This is a genomic window from Pseudomonas sp. 18.1.10, from assembly GCF_024655625.1.
Lineage (GTDB): Bacteria > Pseudomonadota > Gammaproteobacteria > Pseudomonadales > Pseudomonadaceae > Aquipseudomonas.
Genome location: NZ_JANLGL010000009.1, coordinates 1 through 22,445, shown reverse-complemented (window position 1 = coordinate 22,445; position 22,445 = coordinate 1). Strand labels below are relative to the sequence as shown.

The window sequence follows — 22,445 nt, the reverse complement described above, 5'->3', positions numbered from 1 at the left end:
CCAGCAGTGCTGCTCGAATACCAGAAAGACTGGATCGGCATACGTGCCCCGCTCAAGGTGGGGGAAAAGTCTCGTCGTATCGGCCTTACCTGGGCGGAGGCTGCGGACAACGTTCTGACGGCAGCCGCTGAAAAACCAGCGGGCGGCCAGACCGTCTACTACCTGGGCTATAACCAGGACATGACGGTCGAGTACATCCAGGCCTGCGCCATGTGGGCACGGGCCTTTAACTATGCAGCCGAAGAGATCGAAGAAGGGATCTGGCCGGACAGCGATCCCGATAAGCACATTAAGACGTACACCATCGTATTCCCGAGCGGCCACCGCATTGTCGCGCTGACCAGCCGTCCGTCCAACCTCCGGGGGCGTCAGGGCGTTGTTGTGATTGATGAGGCGGCGTTTCACCAGGACTTGGCCGAGCTGCTGAAAGCTGCCTTGGCGCTGTTGATCTGGGGCGGCGAAGTCCATGTGATCAGCACTCACGACGGCACTGAGAACGCGTTTAACGAACTGATCAACGACATCAGGGCAGGCAAGCGTAAGGGCGCGTTGTTCCGTTGCCCATTCCGCGAAGCTGTGGCTGATGGGCTCTACAAACGGGTATGTCTCCGTAAAGGCATTGAATACCAGGCGGAGGAAGAGGCGGCGTGGGTCCAGGATGTGTACGACTTCTATGGCGATGCCGCCGAAGAAGAGCTTGATTGTGTTCCATCCCAAGGCGGCGGCGCTTTCCTCAGTCTTGCCCTGGTCGAGCAGCGTAGTAACCGTGATGTGCCAGTGCTGCGCCTGGCGTACCCGCAGGGCTATGAAACCATTGCTGAGCACCTGCGTTTGGCCGAGTCGCTGGAGTGGTGCGAAGAGCACCTTCTCCCTTTGCTGTCGGCAATTCCGTTAGATGTCCAGAGTTTCTATGGCATGGACTTCGGTCGCTCCGGCGACCTCTCGGTGATTTGGCCGCTGCTTAAGGAACAGAACCTGCGCAAGCGCACGCCTTTTGTGGTCGAGCTGCGTAACGTCCCGTTCAAGCAACAGGCACAGATCAAGTTCTACATCCTTCGACGTCTGCCCAACTTCCTTAAAGGTGCAGACGACGCCAGGGGGAACGGATCGCAACTTTCGGAGGACACCGCCGTCGAGTTCGGTTTTAACCGTATCGAGCGAGTGATGCTTACCGAGGGTTGGTATCGCGACAACATGCCGTCGTTCAAGGCTGCGCTGGAGGACGACACCTTTTACGACATCCCAGCCGACAAGGATGTGGTCAGCGACGTGCGCGCCTTCCGAATGGTCAAGGGCGTGGCCCGTATCCCGGAAAAACGCACCAATGAGAAAGGTGAAAAGACCGGTCCCAAGCGGCACGGCGACGCAGGTATTGCCGCAGTCCTGGCCGATTATGCGTCACGCCAGGAAGTCGAAATTATCGAATATCACCGCGTTAAACCCGCGTCCCAGCATGATCGAGAGATCCAGATCGGCGCCGGATGGCGCTCCAAAAAAGGCATTTGGTAATGGCGCAATCCAAAATCGTCGACCAGTACGGTCGCCCGATTCAATACGACAAACTCACCGAAGAATTGGCCGCTGCGCGCACCACCAGCGTGCGCCAGGTTTGGCATCAGTCGGTCGCCAACGGCCTTACGCCTGGGCGCCTTGCCAGTATTTTGCAGGCCGCCGCAGACGGTTCGGCCCACGACTACCTGACCCTTGCCGAGGAAATGGAAGAGAGGGATCTGCATTACGCGTCAGTATTAGGCACGCGCAAGCTCGCAATTTCCGGTTTGGACATTCGCGTGGAAGCTGCAAGCGATGACCCAGAAGACGTTCGTCGCGCCGATCAGCTCAAGGAGGTTGTGGAGTCCCCTGAGTTTGGCGAACTCCAAGCCGACCTTACTGATGCCATGGGCAAGGGTTATGCAGTCTCGGAAATCATGTGGGACCGCAGTGGCAAGACTTGGAACCCTCTACGGTTTGAGCCACGTGACCAGCGGTTCTTCCAGTTCGACCGAGACACGGGCCGGGAGCTGCGCCTGCTCGATGAGGCCGACCCGGTAAACGGTATTGCGTTGGCGCCGTGCAAGTTCATTGTTCACCTGCCACGCATTCGTTCGGGCCTGCCGGTCCGGGGCGGTTTGGCGCGATTGGCGGCAGTTGGCTACATGTGCAAGGCCTGGACCTGGAAGGATTGGATGGGCTTCGCTGACATCTTTGGTATGCCCATGCGCGTCGGCCGGTACGGACCAGGGGCCAGCAAGGAAGACATCTCCACCTTGATGTCGGCGGTAGCCAACCTGGGCAGTGATGCGGCGGCGGTAATCCCGAACAGCATGAATATCGAATTCACCCAGGCCGCGAACGTGACCGGCGCCGGGGACTTCTTCAAAGGTCTGGCCGAGTGGTGGGATAAGCAAGTCAGCAAAGCCGTAGTCGGCCAAACCATGTCCACCGACGATGGCTCAAGCCAGGCGCAGGCGACGGTTCACAATGAAGTGCGCCTTGACTTGCTACAGGCTGATGCCAAGGCCGAATCCAACACACTGAACCGCTACTTTGTTCGGCCGTGGTGTGATCTGAACTTCGCACCAGGTCGGCCATATCCGCGATTGATCATTGTTGTCCCGCAGCCAGAAAACACTAAGCTTCTGATTGAAGCAATCAAGGAACTGGTGCCGCTAGGGTTGAAGGTCGAGCAGTCCGTTATCCGTGACAAGCTCAACATTCCTGAGCCCGCCGAGGGCGCCGAGTTGCTGGGCACACCTTCTCCTGGTTCCGACGTGCCACTGGTGCGCGCAGAAAACCGGGAACAGGTGGCCCGGAAACCAGTCGCAGTGCCGGACATTGTGGACAACCAGGTTAACGTCCTTGAGGCGGCAACCGGCCCCTACACGGACGACATGATCGACAGACTCAAGGAACTGCTCGACTCGGTCAGTAGCCTGGAGGAGTTCCGGGATCGGTTGATTGAAACCTATCCTGAAATGAACGTGAGTCAGATGGCTGACGCTATGGCGGATGGGTTGGCAGCGGCTAGCCTGGCTGGCCGAGCTGACATCCTAAGGGGCCTGTAATGGCGGTTTCCCATGGCTCACTGCCGTTCCAGGAGCAAATCGACTATTTTCGTGGCAAGACAGACATCCCGACTCGGGCCTGGACCGACATCTATAACGTCGAGCATGACTGGGCCTTTGTGGTGGCGGGAGCGACGAAGCGCGATCTGTTGGGAGACATGCGGGGCGCAGTCGAGAAGGCGATAAGCCAAGGGCTGACCCTGGAGCAGTTCAGGAGAGACTTTGACCAGGTCGTCGGCAAACACGGTTGGCAGTACAACGGTGGGCGTGGATGGCGCTCTCGGGTGATCTATGAAACCAACTTGCGCCAGTCCTATAACGCTGGCCGTGAAACGCAGATGGCCGACCCGGAGTTACGCAAGCGCCGTCCTTTCGGCGTCTACCGGCACGGTGACAGCGCACACCCTAGGGCCGAACATCTGTCCTGGGACGGAACAACGTTACCGCTGGACGATCCCTGGTGGGCGACCCACACGCCCCAGAATGGCTGGGGCTGCAAGTGCAAGAAGTTCATGGCGAGCCAAAGAGACGTTGACCGCATGGGGCTAACGGTCGGCCCATCGCCTGTTGTGGAATACGAGAGCCGTACCATCGGTATCAACAGCCCCAATGGCCCGCGTGTAGTCCGTGTGCCCAAGGGGATTGATCCAGGCTTTGACTATGCACCTGGTCAATCACGCCTTAATGCCGCCGTGCCACCGCTGCGTGCTTACGATCCGCTACCCGATCCGGGGGCGCGGGCCAGCAGCGTACAGGGCGCAGGTCTGCCAAATCGGCGCGCACCTGGTGCATTGCCAGCAGCCCGTGAGATGACAGCAGATCGACTATTACCCACCGGCCTGACTGACGCTGAATATGCAGGCCGCTTCCTGGCGGAGTTCGGCGCGACCGAGGCGTCACCTGTCGTGTTCAAGGACGTGACGGGCGATGCCGTGGTGATCGGCCGGGAGCTGTTCACTAGTGCCAAAACGGGCGCTTTGAAGATCAGGAAACGCGGACACGCTCGGGAACTGCTGCTGCTCGCCGATGCGATCAAAGACCCGGATGAAGTGTGGGTAAGGCTCGAATGGCTTTACTCCAGGAACAAGGCTGTGGTCCGGCGTCGGTACATCTCGCGCTATCAGATCGACGGCGAGCCGGTGCCAGCATTGTCTGTGTTTGAAGTGGGTGAGGACGGGTGGGACGGGGTAACGACGTTTTCCCCGGAGTCAAATGACCCTGACTACCTGGAGCAACTCAGGATCGGCGTTCGGTTGTACCGCAGGCCGCAGATAGATAAGAAGTGATGAAACCGCGCGCCGCCACACGCGATTAAACCCTGAGTGTAGGCCTGGAGGTCCTGGCGGGGACTGCTCACTCAATGGGGTAACTGGATAGTAGGAGGTGAGAGTGGCAGGTGCAATGCTAAATGTTGGACTAGACGACGGCCGGGCAGGTGCGGCGCTCAATGAATTAGCCGAGCGGCTGGAGGACTTGAGTGGTCCGCTGCTGGATATTGCAGAGTATCTGCACCAGTCCACCGATGACCGCTTTCGCCAACAGGTCGCCCCAGACGGCTCGCCGTGGGCGCCACTTGCTGCGTCAACTATCGCAAGGAAAGGTAATAACAAGATCCTGCGCCAGGGCGGTGACTTGCAGGACACCATCCGTCACCAGGTCAGCGGGAACACGCTGATGTTTGGTACAGACCGACCGTACGGTGCTATCCACCAGCTAGGCGGCAAGATTGACCATGCCCCACGATCCCAGCAGGTTTACTTCAGCGCCAAGAACGGCACGGTGGGAAATCGCTTCGTGAAGCGCAGTAAGTCCAATTTTGCCCAGTGGGTGACACGTGGGGCGCATTCAACCGAGATGCCTGCCCGGCCGTATTTGGGACTGTCTTCTCAGGATGACGTTGAGATCCTCGCCATCATCTCCGACTACCTTTCAGAGGCTCTGTAGGTCGAGTTAAGAGAAAGCCCGCTGACGGCGTTTTAGGGGGCTTGCAGGTACAACCATGGCGGGCAGCCTGACGAGCTACCGTTAGAGGTGCGTTAGATTTGGCCGTAGGGCTAAAACTGCATGAGGGCTGCGCAGTAATTCATTCTATGCGTATAGAATGGCTCCCCTGGTACACAGATACGCCTTCCTTCAACGGCTAAAACCTTAAGCCGTCCTGAAACTCTCCGCATGACCCTGGCCGCCCAAACTGGCGGCATGAAAAAGACACTTCTCGCACTCAATACCGACCTCTCCGCAACCGTCTCTGACGGCAAGGCGCCGGAGTGGGTCGAGCTGATTCCGGCCGGTCCAACTGTTTCCGGCCGGGACGGCCGCCAGTGGCTGTTCGATCAGCAGGGCCAGACCCTGGTGCTTTCCAGTTTTACTGATCGGGCCATTGAGCTGCCGATTGATTGGGAGCACTCCACCCAGCACCGCGCAACGAAAGGCGAAGACGCCCCGGCCGGTGGGTGGATCAAGCAATTGGAGATCCGCGATGGTGCCTTGTGGGGCCAGGTCGATTGGACCCCCCGCGCCTCGGTCCAGGTCATTAATCGCGAGTACCGCTTTCTTTCCCCTGTATTCGACTACGACGCCGTGACCATGCGCATTGCACGCCTGGTCAGCGCGGGCCTGACCAACAAGCCGAATTTCCTCCTGACAGCACTCAACCAAGAAGACCCGGAGACCACGCCAGTGAAACTTTCACCTGCGCTTTTGGCACTGCTCGGCCTGCCCGAGACCGCCACCGAAGAAGAGGCCATTGCGGCTATCAACAAACTCAAGACCGCCCAGGCGACCAACGCTGAACAGCCGAATTTGGCTCTGTTCGTTCCTCGTGCCGACTACGACGCCTTGAACGGTCGAGCGATTAACGCGGAACAAGCCTTGGTCAAGCACCAGAAAGCGGACCACGACAAGGAAGTCGATGCTGTTCTCACCGCAGCTACCCAGGCCGGGAAGATTGTTCCAGCAACGCTGGAGTATCACCGGGCTAGTTGCCAGGACGCGGAAGGTTTGAAGCGCCTGAAAGAGTTTGTCGCGGCTGCGCCATCTGTAGGCGATCCGACTGGCTTGGGCAAGCGCAAGCCGGATAACACCGAAACCGCGCTTAACGCTGAAGAGCAAAAGGTCGCTTCGCTGCTGGGCATGAGCGAGTCGGAATTCAGCAAGGGCAAAGCGTAACTCACCTTTATATAGGAAGCGTTTCATGATCATTACCTCCGCCGCCTTGAATGCGCTTTTCACAGCGTTCAAGGCAGAGTTTCAAAATGCCCAGGCTGCAACCCCTACGGACTGGCAGCGCATCGCAACTCTGGTGCCGTCGTCTTCGGCCAGTAACACCTATGGCTGGTTGGGGCAGTTCCCAACTTTCCGTGAGTGGATCGGCGACCGCGTCCTCAAAGACATGGCAGCGCACAGCTATTCCATCTCCAACAAGAAGTTTGAGTCGTCGGTCGCGGTTCCTCGCGACTCTATCGAAGATGATGAGATTGGCGTCTACAAGCCCCTGTTTTCCGAAATGGGCCGTGCGTCAACTGCTCACCCGGATGAGCTGGTGTTCAATCTCCTGAACGCGGGTTTGAGCACGCTGTGCTACGACGGCCAAAACTTCTTCGACGTGGACCATCCCGTCTATCCAAAGACTGACGGCACCGGTACAGCTGTCTCTGTCAGTAACTATCAGGACGGTGAAGGTCCAGCCTGGTATCTGCTCGATGTCAGCCGAGCAATCAAACCGTTGATTTTCCAGAAGCGCCGCGACTATGCGTTGAAGGCTATGACCAGCATGGATGACGAAAACGTCTTCATGCGTGACGAATACCGTTACGGCGTTGATGCCCGTACGAACGTCGGCTTTGGTTTCTGGCAGTTCGCTTACTGCTCGAAAGCCCCGCTTACCGCAGAAAGCTACGGCGCTGCTCGTGCTGCTATGAAGAACTTCCGCGCTGACGGTGGCCGTCCCCTCGGCGTTAATCCTGGCCTGTTGGTTGTTCCGTCCCAGTTGGAAGGCGCAGCCCGCAAGATCCTGGTTAAGGACGCCGACAACGGCAACGAGTGGGCAGGCACCGCCGAGGTTCTGGCGCCGAGCTGGCTGGGATAAGGGGGCGTTATGACCATCGTTATCACGTCAAAGCGCGACGGCTTCCGCCGTTGCGGTATCGCGCACCCAAGCACGCCCACCCAATACGCGGACGACTTCTTCACGGAAGAACAACTGAAGGCTCTGGCTAAAGAGCCTCAACTGATCTGCGCCTATGAGGAGGATGAATTCGACCAGGTACAGGGCGAGCCCAATGAAGACCATCCGCAAACTGCGCTTTCGCAAGCGTCCGACGCCGATCCAGCTACCCAGTCGCAAGCGACTGAAACAGTCATTGCGCCTGTGGCTGCACCACTGGCCGTCGTCGCAGAGCCAGTCCATGTGGCTGGAGCGCCTGAGGTTGCAGGAGCGGAATCCGTGCTGGGCGGCGCTAGTGACGATGCCGCTGGGTCACTAACCGACCAGCCGCCTGTGGTTGCTTCAGTGGTCGACACCCAAGAGCCAATCCTGGGCGATGCGAGTGAGCCAGCGGAGAAGGTTTTGCCGGTAGACACAAAGCCTGAAAAGGTCCGCATGTCCAAAACAAAGGACGCTTCTAAATGAACCTCTCGCTGCCGTCTGCTAGCCAGCTCCTGATCCGCTTCGGTGCCAGGGACATCACGCAAGTTTCTGTGCCTGACAACAAGCGGCTTATTGAGCCGGAGTTGCTAACGGCGGCAGCGGAAGGTGAACCACTGGACGGCTGGGATGCCGAGGATGTCGCGATTGCGGTCATGGCGTTGGCACGGATTGCCGACGCAGTAACTCGGGCGCGTAGTGAGGTTTCTTTTTACCTGCGCTTCCGCCCGGCCGGGGAGGATGCCCCGGAATGGGTGACAGCCGATCTGGCCGAGATCGCCCGTTATCACCTGTACGACGATGCGGGCAAGGAAGAGTCAACCGTGCGCGTGCTTTACAAGGACGTGTTAAAGCGCCTGGAAACCTTGGCCCAAGAGGATAAGGAGCGTGGGGCGGCCGAGGCTGGGCGATCTGGTATGCAGATTGTCAGTCAGCCCCGGTTGATGGATCGCCGCACGCTGAGGGCGTTGTGATGCTGGGCGAACTGGAGGACTTAATCGAGACCCGCTTGAACGAGCTGTCGGCAAAGCTGCGGAGCCTCAAGGTTCAGAGCTACGGCGGCGAGTTGAGCGACCCGGACCTCTTATCCGATTTGCTCAAGCGCTGTCCCGCCGTACTGCTGATGGTTCCGAAAGCGACGTTTCAACGGCGCAGCCATAACCGCTACACGGTGCCAATAACCTTCCGCCTGATTATCGCCACCCGCCACCCTCGGGGGGAACGGGAGACCCGGCGCGGAAGTGGACCCAATGACATTGGCAGCTATGACCTGTGGCAAGCCTGCATGCACAAGCTGGTCGATTGGCAGCCCTGGGAGGGGCGCGCCGCGATTAGACCAACCGAGCTTTCCAACCTGGTCAACGGCAAGTTAGCCAATGACCACCTTTCGGTCCTGGGCCAGTCGTTCGTGATTGAGCTGGATTGGGAGAAGCCGAAAGAGGATCTGCCGGACTTCCTTGGCATGTCTCTGGAGTACCACGCCCCATCGGATAACCCCGAGCCGGTGGCAGCCGACAACATCAAATTGAGGGACGTGTGATGCGCGTAGTTGCTGCACCTGGTCATCGGGTGCCCATGCAAGAAGATCCACACCAACACATCGGGGATGCCGAGGCCGTAGAGGTCGCAGACACCTCTTATTACCGGCGCCGCATCGCGGCCGGTGAACTGCTGACCGCGAAGAAGCCACGCGGCGGTGCCAAACAACCCGTACAGGAATCTGCTGAATGAGCATTGAATTCGACACGATCCCGGCGTCTATTCGCAAACCCGGCGTTTATATGGAGTTCAACCTCCGCCGTGCGGTACGAAACCTACCGACCAACAAGCAGAACGTGTGCTTGATCGTACCGCTTGGCGAGGGCGCAACGGTCGAGGCCAATGTCCCGACGCCGTTCTACAGTTCGCCTGAGGCCAAAGATTTGTTCGGCGGCACCGTAGCCGAAGAAATGGCAGACGCCTTTATCAGCGCTTACCGTTACGCCTCTATCTCGGGCGTTGGCGTAGTTGTTGGCGGTGAAACCGAGCCTGATATTAAGGCAGCGCTCGACGCTACAGCCATGGGTGGTTTCACCATCCTTGTTCCGGCCTGGTACAGCCAGACCGCGCTCACTGCACTGCGCACGCACATTCAAACCTGGACCAGCTCGATGGAGCAGCAAGGCATCATCGGTGTTGCAGCCAATACCGTGAGTTTGTCTGCTGCAACCACGTTGGCATCGTCCTTGAACAGCGGTGCAATCACACTGGCATCGTTGCCGGGTACTGCATCGACTGCTCGCCAGGTTGCGGCGGCGTACGCGGCAGTGATCGCTTCCGAGGAAGATCCGGCGCGGCCGCTCAACACATTGGTAACGGCAGGGATCAAGGTTCCGCCTATGAGTAAGCGACTTGGCCGCGTCGAACAAGAAACCGCCCTGGCTAACGGTGTGACCCCTCTAGAGGTTGGTCCGGGGGAAGTCGTCCAGATCGTTCGTGCAGTGACCACTTACACCAAGTCTGCGGCGGGTGCGACGGATGTTTCTCTGCTGGATCTGACCAGCATTCGTACTCTCTATTACGTGCGGACGTCTTGCCGCGACCGTATCCGGCTGCGCTTTCCTCGCTCCAAGCTTTCCAGCAGAACTCCTGAAGCCGTGCGTGGTGAGTTGCTGGATGTGCTGAAAAAGCTGGAGGAACTGGAGATCGTCGAAAACGTCGATGCCAACGCAGACGGTCTGGTGGTCGAGCGTTCGCTCCAGGACGTGAACCGTCTCAACGCATCCATTCCTGTCGATATCGTCAACGGCCTGCACGTGTTTGCCGGTCGTATCGACCTGCTCTTGTAAGAGGTGATTCTAGATGTCTGATAACTACGTAGGGCAGATCGTCATGGAGATCAACGGCACGGACTATGAGGTGGTGAGCGTTGAGCCATCCCTCAAGACTGGACGCAAGGTGGTCAAAACCATGAACCGCACCGGCCGTCCCAGCGGGACCTCGAAGGGGATTGAAGAGCACGAGCTGAAAATCTCGGTGGTTATCCCGAAAACTGGCGAGCCGGACTGGCGTGCCTTGATGGACGCCAAGGTGACGATCTACCCCCAGGACGGCGGCAGTAAACGCCAGACTTGGACAGGCTGTTCCCTGATGGAGATGGGCAGCAAGTACCAGGTTGAGGGTGAGGCCACCCGTGACCTGACCATCGCAGCCTTGAACTATTACACGGAGTAAGGGCAGTGACTGAACAACAGCAAAAGCAATGGCAAGGACTGACTATCAGCGGTGAGTTGAGTATCGGCGTTTACTACGCCGGTACTTTCCACAAAAACTTCACCCTGCGTGTTCCAGTAACCGGCGATCTTATTTCCGCCCAAGAGGAACATCCAAATGGCCCGCTTCAACTGGTTACGGTTGAGGTTTACCGCCGCCAGTTGCTCTCTCTAGGCGACATTCCCGAAGAGGCGCTGACCACTGAGCTTCTTCGTGCATCTCTGACGGAAAGCGATTTGGGTGTGATTGCGGATGCTGATGAGGATCTGGAAAAAAAGCTCGCGCCGCTGAGCGCGGCCTTATCGACTGGCGCCGGATCGAACACGGGCTTGTCCAGCGAGGCTACCGCCTAGATGAGATCCGGCGGATGACAAAGTATGAGATCGACGCACGTATCGGTCTCATTGTCGGCAAGGCCGCCCCCACACGCTACGTCGCCAAACGCAAGCGGACGCCTCTCCCCAAACCCAAGTAGTACGAGGCTCATTTATGAGCCTTTCTTGCACCTCTAAGCCCTTCGGGAGTTACCCATGAGTTCCGACCTGCGCGTCGCACTACGTTTCGAGGCCCATGCGGGCAATAGTCGCCGCGAGATCGCCCAGCTTACCGGCGACCTGCGCAAGGCCGGTAAGGACGGTGCCAAATCCCTCGCTGATGAGAGTTGGAAAGCATCCTCGGCAATCAGCAAGGTCGGCCAGGTCGGGGCAAATAGTTACAAGACGATCCGAGGCGCCATGCGGGAAACCGCTAAAGCGGGTGGTGAAACTCGGTTGGTAGTCACCAAGACAGCCGACGAGTTAAAGCAAATGGCAAGCGCCGCTCGCAAGGCTGCTCGTGACGCCAAAACCGAATTTAGTAGCGCTGACCGGCAGGGCGTACAGCCGCTGCGTCAAAGCGTTGAAAAAACAGAGTCCGCTTTCCGCCGACTTGCGCAGAACGGTGGACGGAATCTGCGGTTGCTCAAGACCATTGCCGCAGGTGTTCGCCAGGAATTCGACCGAATCAAAGGGTTGGGCAGTAGCGCTCAAGGTCAGCTCGCTGGCTTAGGGCTCGGTCTCGGCGTTGCATCCGGTATGACCGGCAATGCCCGCCTGGATCGTCAGTTGATCCGCACCAAGCAAACCGCCGATATGACGCCGGAGCAAAAAAATGAATGGCGCGATGAGGGCTGGCGGATCGCCAAGGCGTACGGCGTCAATCGCGAAGACGTAGACAGTGGCTTCAATACCCTGATCGCCTCGGGCGTGAAGTACGACGCAGCGAAGAAAACTGCCGACGCTATCGGCCAATCGACATCGGTCACCGGCGCAGACTCCGCAGTCCTGGGCAAGGCAGTGGTGGCGGGTGCGAGCGCGTTTAACATCGACCTGAATAAGGAAGGTGCGGCGCTGGATCTGCTCCAAAAAATGACCGTGGCCGGGCGCCTCGGCAATGCGGAACTTGAAAACCTTGCTGACCTCTTTCCGAAGATCGGTGGCGCCGCTGCGGCCGCTGGCATGTCCATGGCGCAGGCGTTGGCCTTCACGGAAACCCTCTCCACGGTTGAGATGCAGCCCGACCGACTTGGCACCCTGGCCGAGTCCACGTTGCGTGTGTTCAGCACGAAGCAGTACCGAGACCAGGTCACCAAAACAAGCGGCGTGAAGTTCTTCAACAAGGACGGTGGCTCGCGCAATCCGCAGGACGTGTTTGGGGATCTGAAAGGCAAGTACGAGAAGATGAAAACCGATGAACAGCGCGCCAAGTTTATGGGCGTCGTGTTCAAGGGGATGGACCAGGACACTGTGCGCGGGATGCGCATCATGTTGTCGGGTGATCGCTTGAACACCATGGGTGAGCAGACTAAAACAATCGGCGGCTCCGATGCTGTGATCGGTCGTGACCTCAAAGAAAACACCGAGAGCGCCAGCGGCACGGCTGCCAGGATGAAAGCGACTCTCGGCCAGGCCATTGACCGTATGGCGACCCCTTTGAACAAGGGTTTTGCCGATATGGGCAGTTACTTGCTCGATGACCTGAACCTGTCTGGCGAGCAGATGCTGGCAGGTGGTGCGGCGCTGGGCGTTGGCGGCTATTACGCCGGACGCGGTGCCAAAGCTGGCGCGGGTGCGCTGCTCAACAAATTCATGGGCGGACCTGAAACGCTTAAGAACATCGCTGTGGGTAAGGTGCTGGAAGAGGCGACAGGGGTTACATCTGTGTTTGTTACCAACTGGCCGGGAGGCGTGCTGCCTGGTGGTGTGCCCGATCTGCCAGGTGGGTCCAGTTCGACTAAAGGAAAACCAGGGGGATTTGTCGCGCCTTGGTTGGCACCAGTAGCCCTTGTGGCGACCGCTACCCAACTCGGTGGGGCGAGTGCAACGGCTACGGATGAGGGGCGGTTAGATATGGCCCAGCGCAGCAAGCTTTTGAACGATGACCAGCGCACCTATCAAACTGCCTTCTACCGCAACCGCCTGGACCTGGCCGGACAGAACCCCAATCAGACCTCCGACTGGTTGTCCTCCCAGGCCCAGCGCCTGGCGCACCAGCAAACCGGCATGACGGCCGCAGGCCTGCCAATCGACGGCGCCAACCAGTGGGCCGCAGGCATAGCGAACCGTGCCGTCACCGCAGGGGCAGAGACTCCAGCGGCCGCTGCACGCCTGCAACGGTTGCTGGACCAGCCCCTGGTCATTGAACTACGCATGGACTCCAACATGATCCAGGCCGAAGTCGAGCGACGTACTGACATTCAAATGAGGCGCGGCCGATGAGCTGGGCAGAAACCCTACTGGACGCCTCTTTTCGCGGCGTCCCTATTCAGGTCGTCAGTGAAAACCTGCAATGGCAGCGGGCATTGTCCGAGCATGGCACGCCCTTTAAAGACGGCGACAGCGTGGTCGATCTTGGGCGGAGCGCTCGACGGCTACCGATGCAGATCATCGTCTACGGCGTTAACTACGAGATCGAACTACAGAACCTATTGGCTGCGCTTGGTCAGCGTGGCCCTGGTGAGCTGATCCACCCAATCTATGGCAGCCTGTCGGTTGTCTCGCAAAACGTTGACGTGAAGCACGACGCCGACAACCCTGACGCCGCCCAGGTTAGCCTGTTGTTTGTCGAGGACACGCCTGACCTACCGTTTTTCGCCCGCCAGTTTGAGTTCGTCGATATCGGCGTCCTGGAGCAAGAGGACGACTACCGCTGGCAGGATGGCGTGTTTGATCTGTTCGGCCGCATCGACTCCCTGGTCGGCGAGATTCAATCGTGGATCGGTGGCGGCTGGGTTGGCCTGATCGAAAAAGCGCTGGGCTTGCCGGGCATCTTCCTGCGGGTGCAGCAATTGCGTTCCCAGATACTCGGCGTTGTGTCCGGCGTCATATCAATGGCGAAGAACCCGTCGGCCGCGTTCGATCCGTTGGTGGATCTGTTCCGCACGCCGACGCAGATCCGCAGCTCCATTCAGGACAGCACGCCCAGCACTTCAACCGCGCTGCTGTCCCGAACTGGCGTTCCGGCAACCATGCCGGGCGGCGATAGCTTGACCACCGACCCGGCACGAGCGGCCAACGCCTTTTTGATCAGTGCCCGCCAGGGGGTAGCACCAGATGCAAGCCTGTTGCCTGACGGCATGCCCGACGATCCGGTCGAGGCCAGCGGGTTTGCCCTGGTCGTCCTGGTCATCACCGAACTGGCCTTGGCGCACGCCCAAGCGGTTGCCATCGTGATCGAGGACGAAAGCAAAAATCCTACCTTGAGCCCGCTTGAACTGGAGGGCCTGGTTAACCTGGTGCGCTCGTTGGTCCAGGGCGCAATCCTGTTGCACCGTCGTTTGTACGACGTGGAGACGGCCCGGCCGGTGATTGAGGCACTGCGCAACACGGCGGCCCTGATCCAGGCCCGTGCGCGCCAGGTCATCCTGTTGAGTCCACCGATGGTTGAGCGTGAGGTCGAGTCCCCAGCAAGTCTGCGCCTGCTGGCTCACCGCTGGTATGGCGACCATGGGCGCGCCATCGAATTGATCCGGCTTAACCCTGACCTGAAAACGCCTCACAACATTCCGGCTGGGAGGGTTCTGCGTGCTTACGCTGAATGATCCTATGCCCTCCATCCGGCTCGCCATTGGCGGCCTGGCACACGACACCTGGGACGGCTGGTCGATTGAGTCCGACCTACTGACCCCGGCAGACGCGTTTGAGCTTGAACTGCACACCAAGAACGCCAGCCGCTTGCCGGAGGTGATCAAGGAAGGTGCAACCTGCTCGCTGACGTTGGATGGCGACCGGGTGCTGACCGGCCAAATCGACGAGTTTGAACATGACGTTTCGCGTCGGGGCATCTCTATGCGCATTAACGGTCGTGACCGTGCGGCGCCCCTGGTGGACTGCTCGTCGCCCTTCGTGTCTATGCGTGAAGCGTCACTGGCGCAGATTATCGAACAGGTGGTTATGCCTTTGGGGGCCTACCAGGTGGAGATCCGCGCCGACAAGTCCAAGACCCGCCGACGTGTGCAGATTGAACCAGGACAAACCGCCTGGGAGGCATTGCTCCAGGTCGCCGAGGCGAACGGCTTGTGGCCTTGGGTTGAGCCGGATGGCCGCTTGATCATTGGCGGGCCGGACTACACCACTGCGCCCGTGGGCGTGCTGGTGATGCGGGAGGATGGGGTAGGTAACAACGTGGACCGCCTGAGCGTGCGCCGTTCTATTGCCAACCGATACAGCCAAATCACCGTCCTCGGCCAACACGGTCAATATGCCAATGATGGGCTGGACACCGCACGTTCCCATCTTCGCTCCCAGGTCCAGGACGAAACATTGGCCCGTCGTGGGATCTTCCGGCCCAAGGTGGTAGTGGACAGTTCCAGCGAGAACCAGGACATGGCGACGACTCGCGCTCGCAAGCTCCTGGCGGACAGTCGCTTAGAAGGGTTTGAGATCCGCGCCGTGGTCAAGGGGCACCGGGCCGACAACGGCCAGGTGTGGGCTCCTGGTCAGCGCGTTGTCGTTCGTAGTGAGCCGCATGGCCTCAATGACACGTACTTTTTGATGTCGCGCACATTGCGCCTAGCCCGAGGCGAAGGGGCTCTCACCGAGTTGCGCTTGCGTGAAGACAAGATGTGGGTGCTGGACGGTAACAAGTTGAAGAAACACAAAGGCAAGTCCAACCCGGATGCGGCGTTTATTCAGATGATCAAGGGGCTTTAATGAGCATCATGGCGCAACTGGTGCGTGACCAGGTTGGTCGGGCGATGAGCAAGGTTCGTCAGGCATTCCGTGCCACGGCCGTTAGCAATACCCATGGGGCATTGATTGGTGTCGAAATGCAGGGGCTGGCCGGCGAGTCGGTATCGGGCGAGTTGGCCCAGCACTATGGTTTCAGCTCGGCGCCATTGCCTGGTGCCGACTACGTGGTGATCCCAATCGGAGGTAGCAGTAGTCATTGTGTCGTGATCGCCAGTGAGGATGGCCGTTATCGGCTCCAGCTCAAGGACGGGGAGGTTTCGCTGTATACCGATGAAGGTGACCACGTGCATATGAAGCGCGGGCGGGTCATCGAGGTCGTGACGGATGAACTGTTGTTCAAGGTGAAGAACAAGGTGCGGTTTGAGACGCCTCTAGTTGAAATGTCAGGCGAGCTGCATGTCGAGGGCGGTATCAAGGCGGATGGCGAGATCGAGGACCATACGCGGTCGATGCAAGGTGACCGTGATATCTACAACTCTCACGCCCATGGTAGTAGCCCAAAGCCATCGTCAGCGCAGTGAATTTCTGGTATTTGATTGAGCCCGGCAAATTTGTTGGGCTTATCTAGAGAGGTGTCACAGTGGCAAACATTTTTTATGCGTTTGTTCGTTTTTTCAAAGAAGAGGCCCACCGTGATGCATTTGTGCGGGGTGATTTATATATGAATCGCCTGAAGTTTTTTAAGGAGTATGAGGAAGAGCTTGCTTCCAATGTCGGAGACAAGCATGAAGGCTTACACGCGTGGCTCCAGCCGGAAAAGATGACGATGACGATTGACCACCCTGTTACAGGGGAGGAAATCGTGGTCGAAGGTATTTCTGGACCGGTAACGATCGGTTATACGATCCTCAACGATTACCACGTTTACTGCATGTCCACGTACCACTGTGACAATGAAGAAAAGTTTGAAACGTTTGAGGCAATGCAAGCCCACATCGCGATAGATATTGAAAAAGGTGACTTGGGGGAATATTGCACGATTGTTGACAGCCAAAAATTCCTTGAGCGTTTAGATCGGCACCTCACCGCTGAGGCGCAAAAGGGCTCCCGTGTAGGTCGTGGACTGGTGGAGTATTATGATCCTGAAAACTTTAGTGGTTTTTTTGATGGGGACTTAGCAATTCTCAAAAAGAAAATCTGTTTTAGTCATCAAAAAGAATATCGAGTCTTTGTTTACAACGGCACCACTGGTGATGATAGTCGAACGCTCAGTATTGGAGACTTGTCCGATATATCTATCAATTGCCAAAAAAACGAACTAGATAAGTGCTTTGTTATGACCCCGAAGGCTTAACTGTCAATGGCGTTTTAAGACCTTAAACCCCCCTGAAATACACTCCCCCCGCGTGAGCCTGCACCATGCATCCCCATGGACGCAGGCATAAACCCAACGACAGGCGACTTGACGGGCCAGCGTATCAATACGCTGGCAAACGCCGTCTACATACGCCTTATGACCCCCCTCGGAACCTGGTGGAAAGATCCCACTCTGGGCTCCCGCCTGCACGAACTTCGCCGCGAAAAAGACCGCCCTCGGATCGGTCGTCTTGCCAAGCAGTACGCCGAGGACGCCCTCAAGGCGTTGCTCACGGATCTGCGCGCCAAGTCCATCACCGTCACAGCCGAACAGCCCCACAACGGCTGGCTCACGCTGCACATCGACATCATCGACGCCACCGGCAATCCGCAGGTGTTTCGCCAACCTGTAAGGGTGATTTGACATGGCCTTTTCCGCGCCCAACCTTGAGACGATCCTGGCAGGCATCCTGCGCGACATTAAAGCGCTCAACGACGAGGCCGACATCGGCACCGACAGCGACCACTACATCCGGTCTGCGGCTACTGCCGCCACAGTGGAAGGTCTCTATCAGAAGCTCGCCTGGGTTTATCGACAAATCTTCCCGGATACCGCTGACGTAGAAGAGCTGGTGCATGCCGCTGGAATTCGCGGCGTTCAGCGCAAAGCCCCTGTTGCGGCTACGGGCGTAGTCGGCCTTAAAGGCACTGCGTCGGTTGAATTGCTGCAAGGTTCTACCCTAACGCACCGCGTGACTGGAGAGCAGTTAGACAGCCTGGTTAGCGCGAAGCTTGGCACCGATGGGACCGCTACTGTCCTGGTTAAGGCTCGTACCGTTGGTTCATCGCTCAATGGGCTGACAGGCGATCTAGTCCTCACCAGCCCACCGCTGGGTATGGATGCTAACGCTAGCTTTGTCGGTGCAACCACCGGGGGCGAGGATCTAGAGAGCCCGGAATCGTTGCTCGCACGATTGCTCGATGTCATCCAGTCACCACCAGCGGCAGGCAACCTGGCCGACTTCAAGCGATGGGCTAAAGAGGTGGACGGTGTGGCAGACGTACTGGTGCTGCCAAAGCGCCGCAGCGGTAACTCCATCGACCTGGTCCTCACTGCCACCACTGGCAGCCCGTCAGCCGAGGTCATTGATCGGTGCTTGAGCCACGTCACTAGCGTGTGTTCAGTCTTCGCGGATGTTTGGGCCTACGCCCCTACGGAGCGGCGCGTCAATTCGACTGCCCTGGTTGAACTCGCTGCGGGTTACACCTTGGCCAATGTGCAGGTCGCCGCCCAATCCGGTTACAACGCATTGCTGGGAGCCCTCAAGCCCCAAGAAACGCTTAAGCGCTCCCAGATAGAAAACATGATTGGCAACTTGGCCGGCGTGATTGATCGTGCCCTCACTGCACCGGCAGGAAACGTATTGGCGTCAGATGATCCAAGCCGGATTGGCTGGATTCGCCCCGGCATCATCACTTTGGGCCTGCTGAAATGACACCGCTCGCCGATCAGTTGCGGATGCTGTTGCCTCCCGTCTCCTATGACGGCAATGCGCCAATGCTGTCCGCCGCTATTGAGGCCGAAGCTAAGGCGTTAACCCGGTCTGATACGCACGCGGATGCGGTCTACAGCGCGATCTTTGCCGACTCAGGTATGGGGTTGGCTGACTGGGAGCGGGTGCTGGCGCTACCCGATCCTTGCCTCGTAGGTGTGCCGCAATCAATCCGGCAACGTGTACAGGCGGTTGTTAGCAAGCTGCAAGCACGTGGCGGTCAGAGCAAAGCCTTTTACATCGCGTTGGCTAAGTCCCTTGGCTACGACATCACCATCACAACCTTTCATCACGCTCGCGCAGGTATTTCGCGGGCAGGCGACCGCGTTTACGGCGGCGACTGGGACTTCACCTGGCGCGTTAACGCCCCCGCAGTGACTGTCACCTACGCACTGGCGGGGTTGACCGCCGCAGGCGACCCCGTGGCGTCCTGGGGCAACAAATTACTTGAGTGCAGACTTAGCCAGTTGAAACCGGCCGAGTCCATTTTGCTATTCGGCTACGGAGATAACTGATGCAGAAAATCAGCAGTAGCACCGCAACTGCGAACGGTGCAGGCGAATTCACCCAGGGCCAACCCGGTTCGGGCATCGACGCAACCATGATTACCGTGGCTTGGTTGAATGCCATACAGCGAGAGCTGGTTAACCTGGTGGTGGGTTCCGGTCAGCCTTTGACGCCGGCTGATGATGGGCAGGTTTTGAAGGCCGTAAAGGCGTTGCAGGAGCTTGCGAGCGCCTGGGACAAGATCACGGGCAAACCGACCACCCGCGACGGTTACAAGCTTTCTGATGTCTTTACGAAAACAGAAACAGGCACGGCCATTCAGAATGCAGTTTCAGCCCTGGTCGCATCGTCGCCAACCGCTCTTGATACGTTGAAAGAACTCGCAGACGCGCTGGGGAACGATCCAAACTTCGCCACGACGGTGACAAATTCGATTGCTGGAAAGCTGCCGGTCGGTGGTGGTAATTACCGCCCTAAACTTTTAGGTGTCGGAGTGACCGACAATGCGTCGGGCTTTAACGTCCAGGGCGGCTATATAGGTTGGGGCAATGCCGAGATGGGGCTTGCTGGTGCTATGCAATTCCTTTGCAACAGAGGCGCCGGTGCTGGCGGTTTTGTCTGGAGAGGCGTCAACGCCGATAACTCTCAATCCGGCCCCGCGATGTGGTACAGCTACGACGGTTGGCTTAGTGTCAATTCTCTAGCCGTAGGTGTGAACTCAAGCGCTCCGACTCCTGTATTGGGCGACAACAGCAAGAAAATTGCGAATACCGAGTTTGTTGCCGCGTGGACAGCACAGTACCCGGTCCGTGACGCTATCACGACTGTTGGGTTGGCGAGTGGTGACAAGAACCAGCCCTACATGCGCCACGCGTCCACGGGCGATCTTGTGATGCTTCAACCGCTCAAGGCGAAAGATACGGCACTGCTTTCTCCAAACGGTTGGAGCAAGAACGCGGATACCGGTGAAATTATCCAATGGTGTGAGTACGTGATTGGTGACGCTCAAGGCGCCACCAGCTCGATCACTGTGACTTGGCCTTTTCAATTTCCCGCTCAATGCCTAAATATCCGAACGAGCTTCAGGGTTGCATCGGGTTCGCCTGGTCGGATGATCGCGTCGTCCTACGCCCTTACGACAAGTGGCACCACGATATTGCTGGAAGAGGCGACTACGGCAGTTCAATCGGGGCTTGTTTTGATGATCGAAGTAAGGGGCAACTAAGCAATGAAGATTTTCTACAGTGCAAAACAAAACGCGTTCTGCAACGACGTTTTTCACGGCACTCGGACTATTCAGGTCTCCGATCCCGCTTGGGTGCGGCCAACCGTGTCTATTCCAGACCCCGAGTGGATTCGCCCAACTATTTCAGTGCCAAATCCGGCGTGGAGTGAGGTTGAAGACTCAGATTTTCAAACTGAATACCCAACTATCTTGGTTCCTGATCCAGATGCGGTGCCGCCAATGATCGACGTGCCAGATGCTGACGCTGCGGCCCCTTTGATTGTTGTGCCCAACCCTGCGTGTTTACTGCCGCCAGAGTCCGAGCTTGTAGATGTTGCCCAGGCTGAACACGACGAGATATGCCGCGTGCTGTCGCTGGGTGGGTTGGTGCTTGCGCCTGGCGAGAACGGGCGCCCAAGTACGGCCCCCGCGCCAGGGCCTACGCCGGAAGAGCTGAAACGCCACGAACGCGGCATCCGCGACCGGGCGTTGCTGCTCACTGATCCACTGGTCGCCCGCCATCGCGACGAACTGGAGGCCGAACGTCCTAGAACACTCACTGCTGAGCAGTACAAGCAGTTGCAGGGTTATCGGCAGGACTTACGTGATTGGCCTGAGTCTGCCGACTTCCCTTTGAAGGATAAGCGTCCAAGTGCCCCTGAATGGCTGGCCGCATTGTTGGAGGGGTGAGGCCTTATCTGGCGGTGCCAAACATCACGCAATGCAGAAGTGCGGGGCGCCGCTCAGGAGGTGCCAAGTATCGCGTCAGGCAGTGCCAAATCCGGCGCGCGCTTACATTTGAGCGATGACGCGCTCAAGGACATCGGGCTGCGGCGTGGGGATGTGGAGCGTGAGCGCCGCCTGCAGGCCTGGCAAGATCCGCTGCGAAAATGAGCGCGGATGCAGTAGGGTGGTTGGCGCGCCCACACGGAGAGTCCCATGCCCGCCGACCTGTCTTTCTCTCTTAAGCACGCTCGCCGCATGGCGCTGGCGGCCCAGGGTTTTTCCGGGCGCCAGGCGCCTGCACAGATTAAGGCCGCGCACCTCAATCGGGTGATCGAACGCCTGGGTGTGGTGCAGATCGATTCGGTCAACGCCGTGGTGCGCTCGCACTACCTGCCGCTGTTTTCCCGCTTGGGCAACTATTCTCCCCAGCTCCTTGAACAGGCTGCCTGGAGCCAGGGGCGGCGGCGCTCGCTGTTCGAATACTGGGGGCATGAAGCGTCATTGTTGCCGATGACGCTGTACCCCTTGATGCGCTGGCGCATGGAGCGGGCACGGCAAGGGCAGGGGATTTACGCGCAGATGGCGCGTTTTGGGCGCGAGCAGCAGGCGATCATCCAGCGCGTGCTGAAGACTGTCGAGCAGCAAGGCGCTGTCGGGGCGGGCAGTTTGTCCACCCGTGAAGAGCGCGCCGGGCCGTGGTGGGACTGGAGTGACGAAAAGCACGCGCTGGAATGGTTGTTCGCCGCCGGGCTGGTCACCGTGGCCGGTCGGCGCGGGTTTGAGCGGCTCTATGACCTGCCGGAGCGGGTGATCCCGGGCGAATTCCTGCAAGCCCGCGTAGGCGAAGCCGAAGCGCTGCGTGGCTTGTTGCTGCACAGCGCCACCGCGTTGGGAGTGGCCACGGAAAAGGACCTGCGCGACTACTTCCGCCTGGACCCCGCCGACAGCCGCAATCGCCTCGCGGAGTTGGTGGAAGATGGGCAACTGCTGGCGTGCCACGTGCAAGGCTGGAAGCAGGCGGCGTACTGCCTGCCGGCGCCGACCGTGCCGCGCAAAGTGCCGGCCAGTGCACTGCTGTCGCCGTTCGATTCGCTGGTCTGGGAGCGCAGTCGCACCGAGCGGCTGTTCGATTTCCGTTATCGGCTGGAGATCTACACCCCGCAGGAGAAGCGGGTGTATGGCTACTACGTGCTGCCGTTTTTGCACCACGAACGGATTGCCGCGCGCATTGATCTGCGGGCTGAGCGCGCCAATGGCTGCCTGGCGGTGCATGCGGTGCATGAGGAAGAGCCGGGGTTGGATGAGGAGGGGATGCTGGCGTTGGCGCTGAACTTGCGGCAGATGGCGGATTGGTTGGGGTTGGCGCGGGTGCAGTTGAATTGTCAGAAGGCGAGTGCTGGCCGCGATCCAACTGGGCCTGGACCCCGAGCATGGTCAGGCGCCCGTGCG

General features: G+C 58.7%; 24 protein-coding genes and 1 pseudogene. All 25 read left to right on the top strand.

The features are described 5' to 3' along the window. The first annotated feature begins 6 nt into the window (after positions 1-6). On the top strand, positions 7-1,509 hold the full coding sequence (locus NUV89_RS02870; protein ID WP_257780218.1) for a hypothetical protein: 1,503 nt from the start codon (positions 7-9) through the stop codon (positions 1,507-1,509). Then, complete coding sequence (locus NUV89_RS02865; protein ID WP_257780217.1) at positions 1,509-3,065, top strand: DUF935 domain-containing protein; 1,557 nt, start codon at positions 1,509-1,511, stop codon at positions 3,063-3,065. The genes NUV89_RS02870 and NUV89_RS02865 overlap by 1 nt, the downstream gene beginning before the upstream one ends. Further along, a complete protein-coding gene (locus tag NUV89_RS02860; RefSeq protein WP_257780216.1) occupies positions 3,065-4,351 on the top strand; it encodes a PBECR2 nuclease fold domain-containing protein in 1,287 nt (428 codons plus the stop codon). Before NUV89_RS02865 ends, NUV89_RS02860 begins: the two co-directional genes overlap by 1 nt. A 103-nt stretch (positions 4,352-4,454) precedes the next feature. Next, positions 4,455-5,009, top strand: coding sequence for a phage virion morphogenesis protein (locus tag NUV89_RS02855; RefSeq protein ID WP_257780215.1), 555 nt, complete (start codon positions 4,455-4,457; stop codon positions 5,007-5,009). Positions 5,010-5,237: 228 nt separating this feature from the next. Further along, positions 5,238-6,233: a phage protease gene (locus NUV89_RS02850; protein ID WP_257780214.1), complete on the top strand. Its 996-nt coding sequence runs from the start codon at positions 5,238-5,240 to the stop codon at positions 6,231-6,233. A 25-nt stretch (positions 6,234-6,258) separates the two neighbouring features. Then, positions 6,259-7,152 carry a Mu-like prophage major head subunit gpT family protein gene (locus NUV89_RS02845; protein ID WP_257780213.1) on the top strand — a complete coding sequence of 298 codons (894 nt, stop codon included), beginning with the start codon at positions 6,259-6,261 and terminating at the stop codon, positions 7,150-7,152. 9 nt (positions 7,153-7,161) lie between these two features. Beyond that, on the top strand, positions 7,162-7,695 hold the full coding sequence (locus NUV89_RS02840; protein ID WP_257780212.1) for an HI1506-related protein: 534 nt from the start codon (positions 7,162-7,164) through the stop codon (positions 7,693-7,695). Beyond that, positions 7,692-8,183 carry a DUF1320 domain-containing protein gene (locus tag NUV89_RS02835; protein ID WP_257780211.1) on the top strand — a complete coding sequence of 164 codons (492 nt, stop codon included), beginning with the start codon at positions 7,692-7,694 and terminating at the stop codon, positions 8,181-8,183. The genes NUV89_RS02840 and NUV89_RS02835 overlap by 4 nt, the downstream gene beginning before the upstream one ends. Then, positions 8,183-8,749: a DUF1834 family protein gene (locus tag NUV89_RS02830; protein WP_257780210.1), complete on the top strand. Its 567-nt coding sequence runs from the start codon at positions 8,183-8,185 to the stop codon at positions 8,747-8,749. Before NUV89_RS02835 ends, NUV89_RS02830 begins: the two co-directional genes overlap by 1 nt. After that, positions 8,749-8,940, top strand: coding sequence for a DUF2635 domain-containing protein (locus NUV89_RS02825; RefSeq protein ID WP_374684455.1), 192 nt, complete (start codon positions 8,749-8,751; stop codon positions 8,938-8,940). Before NUV89_RS02830 ends, NUV89_RS02825 begins: the two co-directional genes overlap by 1 nt. Next, positions 8,937-10,037: a phage tail sheath C-terminal domain-containing protein gene (locus NUV89_RS02820; protein WP_257780208.1), complete on the top strand. Its 1,101-nt coding sequence runs from the start codon at positions 8,937-8,939 to the stop codon at positions 10,035-10,037. The genes NUV89_RS02825 and NUV89_RS02820 overlap by 4 nt, the downstream gene beginning before the upstream one ends. A gap of 13 nt (positions 10,038-10,050) precedes the next feature. Further along, positions 10,051-10,422, top strand: coding sequence for a phage tail protein (locus NUV89_RS02815; RefSeq protein ID WP_257780207.1), 372 nt, complete (start codon positions 10,051-10,053; stop codon positions 10,420-10,422). 5 nt (positions 10,423-10,427) lie between these two features. Beyond that, the gene (locus NUV89_RS02810) at positions 10,428-10,814 is read left to right on the top strand and encodes a hypothetical protein (RefSeq protein WP_257780206.1); all 387 of its coding nucleotides are present in this window, start codon (positions 10,428-10,430) and stop codon (positions 10,812-10,814) included. 177 nt (positions 10,815-10,991) lie between these two features. After that, positions 10,992-13,217, top strand: coding sequence for a phage tail tape measure protein (locus NUV89_RS02805; RefSeq protein ID WP_257780205.1), 2,226 nt, complete (start codon positions 10,992-10,994; stop codon positions 13,215-13,217). Beyond that, entirely contained in the window at positions 13,214-14,539 is a 1,326-nt protein-coding gene (locus NUV89_RS02800) for a DNA circularization protein (RefSeq protein WP_257780204.1), read from the top strand. Before NUV89_RS02805 ends, NUV89_RS02800 begins: the two co-directional genes overlap by 4 nt. Continuing rightward, positions 14,523-15,650, top strand: coding sequence for a phage baseplate assembly protein (locus NUV89_RS02795; protein ID WP_257780203.1), 1,128 nt, complete (start codon positions 14,523-14,525; stop codon positions 15,648-15,650). Before NUV89_RS02800 ends, NUV89_RS02795 begins: the two co-directional genes overlap by 17 nt. Beyond that, on the top strand, positions 15,650-16,210 hold the full coding sequence (locus NUV89_RS02790; protein WP_257780202.1) for a phage baseplate assembly protein: 561 nt from the start codon (positions 15,650-15,652) through the stop codon (positions 16,208-16,210). The genes NUV89_RS02795 and NUV89_RS02790 overlap by 1 nt, the downstream gene beginning before the upstream one ends. Positions 16,211-16,269: 59 nt before the next feature. Continuing rightward, a complete protein-coding gene (locus tag NUV89_RS02785) occupies positions 16,270-16,983 on the top strand; it encodes a hypothetical protein (RefSeq protein ID WP_257780201.1) in 714 nt (237 codons plus the stop codon). Positions 16,984-17,091: 108 nt separating this feature from the next. Next, the gene (locus NUV89_RS02780; RefSeq protein WP_257780200.1) at positions 17,092-17,409 is read left to right on the top strand and encodes a phage GP46 family protein; all 318 of its coding nucleotides are present in this window, start codon (positions 17,092-17,094) and stop codon (positions 17,407-17,409) included. 1 nt (position 17,410) lies between these two features. Next, positions 17,411-18,481, top strand: coding sequence for a baseplate J/gp47 family protein (locus tag NUV89_RS02775; RefSeq protein WP_257780199.1), 1,071 nt, complete (start codon positions 17,411-17,413; stop codon positions 18,479-18,481). Next, positions 18,478-19,053: a YmfQ family protein gene (locus NUV89_RS02770; protein ID WP_257780198.1), complete on the top strand. Its 576-nt coding sequence runs from the start codon at positions 18,478-18,480 to the stop codon at positions 19,051-19,053. Before NUV89_RS02775 ends, NUV89_RS02770 begins: the two co-directional genes overlap by 4 nt. Next, entirely contained in the window at positions 19,053-20,270 is a 1,218-nt protein-coding gene (locus tag NUV89_RS02765) for a hypothetical protein (protein ID WP_257780197.1), read from the top strand. The genes NUV89_RS02770 and NUV89_RS02765 overlap by 1 nt, the downstream gene beginning before the upstream one ends. Positions 20,271-20,273: 3 nt before the next feature. Beyond that, the gene (locus NUV89_RS02760; protein ID WP_257780196.1) at positions 20,274-20,960 is read left to right on the top strand and encodes a phage tail assembly chaperone; all 687 of its coding nucleotides are present in this window, start codon (positions 20,274-20,276) and stop codon (positions 20,958-20,960) included. 102 nt (positions 20,961-21,062) lie between these two features. After that, positions 21,063-21,164: pseudogene (locus NUV89_RS02755) on the top strand (DUF1127 domain-containing protein); the annotation flags it as partial. A gap of 45 nt (positions 21,165-21,209) precedes the next feature. After that, a partial coding sequence (locus NUV89_RS02750; protein WP_257780195.1) for a winged helix-turn-helix domain-containing protein occupies positions 21,210-22,445 on the top strand: 1,236 nt, incomplete at its 3' end.

Coding starts and splice junctions, on each gene's coding strand:
- NUV89_RS02760 (WP_257780196.1), top strand. CDS start 20,274: ATGAAGATTTTCTACAGTGCAAAACAAAACGCGTTCTGCAACGACGTT.
- NUV89_RS02830 (WP_257780210.1), top strand. CDS start 8,183: ATGCTGGGCGAACTGGAGGACTTAATCGAGACCCGCTTGAACGAGCTG.
- NUV89_RS02840 (WP_257780212.1), top strand. CDS start 7,162: ATGACCATCGTTATCACGTCAAAGCGCGACGGCTTCCGCCGTTGCGGT.
- NUV89_RS02765 (WP_257780197.1), top strand. CDS start 19,053: ATGCAGAAAATCAGCAGTAGCACCGCAACTGCGAACGGTGCAGGCGAA.
- NUV89_RS02860 (WP_257780216.1), top strand. CDS start 3,065: ATGGCGGTTTCCCATGGCTCACTGCCGTTCCAGGAGCAAATCGACTAT.
- NUV89_RS02775 (WP_257780199.1), top strand. CDS start 17,411: ATGGCCTTTTCCGCGCCCAACCTTGAGACGATCCTGGCAGGCATCCTG.
- NUV89_RS02825 (WP_374684455.1), top strand. CDS start 8,749: ATGCGCGTAGTTGCTGCACCTGGTCATCGGGTGCCCATGCAAGAAGAT.
- NUV89_RS02850 (WP_257780214.1), top strand. CDS start 5,238: ATGACCCTGGCCGCCCAAACTGGCGGCATGAAAAAGACACTTCTCGCA.
- NUV89_RS02820 (WP_257780208.1), top strand. CDS start 8,937: ATGAGCATTGAATTCGACACGATCCCGGCGTCTATTCGCAAACCCGGC.
- NUV89_RS02790 (WP_257780202.1), top strand. CDS start 15,650: ATGAGCATCATGGCGCAACTGGTGCGTGACCAGGTTGGTCGGGCGATG.
- NUV89_RS02845 (WP_257780213.1), top strand. CDS start 6,259: ATGATCATTACCTCCGCCGCCTTGAATGCGCTTTTCACAGCGTTCAAG.
- NUV89_RS02800 (WP_257780204.1), top strand. CDS start 13,214: ATGAGCTGGGCAGAAACCCTACTGGACGCCTCTTTTCGCGGCGTCCCT.
- NUV89_RS02835 (WP_257780211.1), top strand. CDS start 7,692: ATGAACCTCTCGCTGCCGTCTGCTAGCCAGCTCCTGATCCGCTTCGGT.
- NUV89_RS02805 (WP_257780205.1), top strand. CDS start 10,992: ATGAGTTCCGACCTGCGCGTCGCACTACGTTTCGAGGCCCATGCGGGC.
- NUV89_RS02815 (WP_257780207.1), top strand. CDS start 10,051: ATGTCTGATAACTACGTAGGGCAGATCGTCATGGAGATCAACGGCACG.
- NUV89_RS02770 (WP_257780198.1), top strand. CDS start 18,478: ATGACACCGCTCGCCGATCAGTTGCGGATGCTGTTGCCTCCCGTCTCC.
- NUV89_RS02865 (WP_257780217.1), top strand. CDS start 1,509: ATGGCGCAATCCAAAATCGTCGACCAGTACGGTCGCCCGATTCAATAC.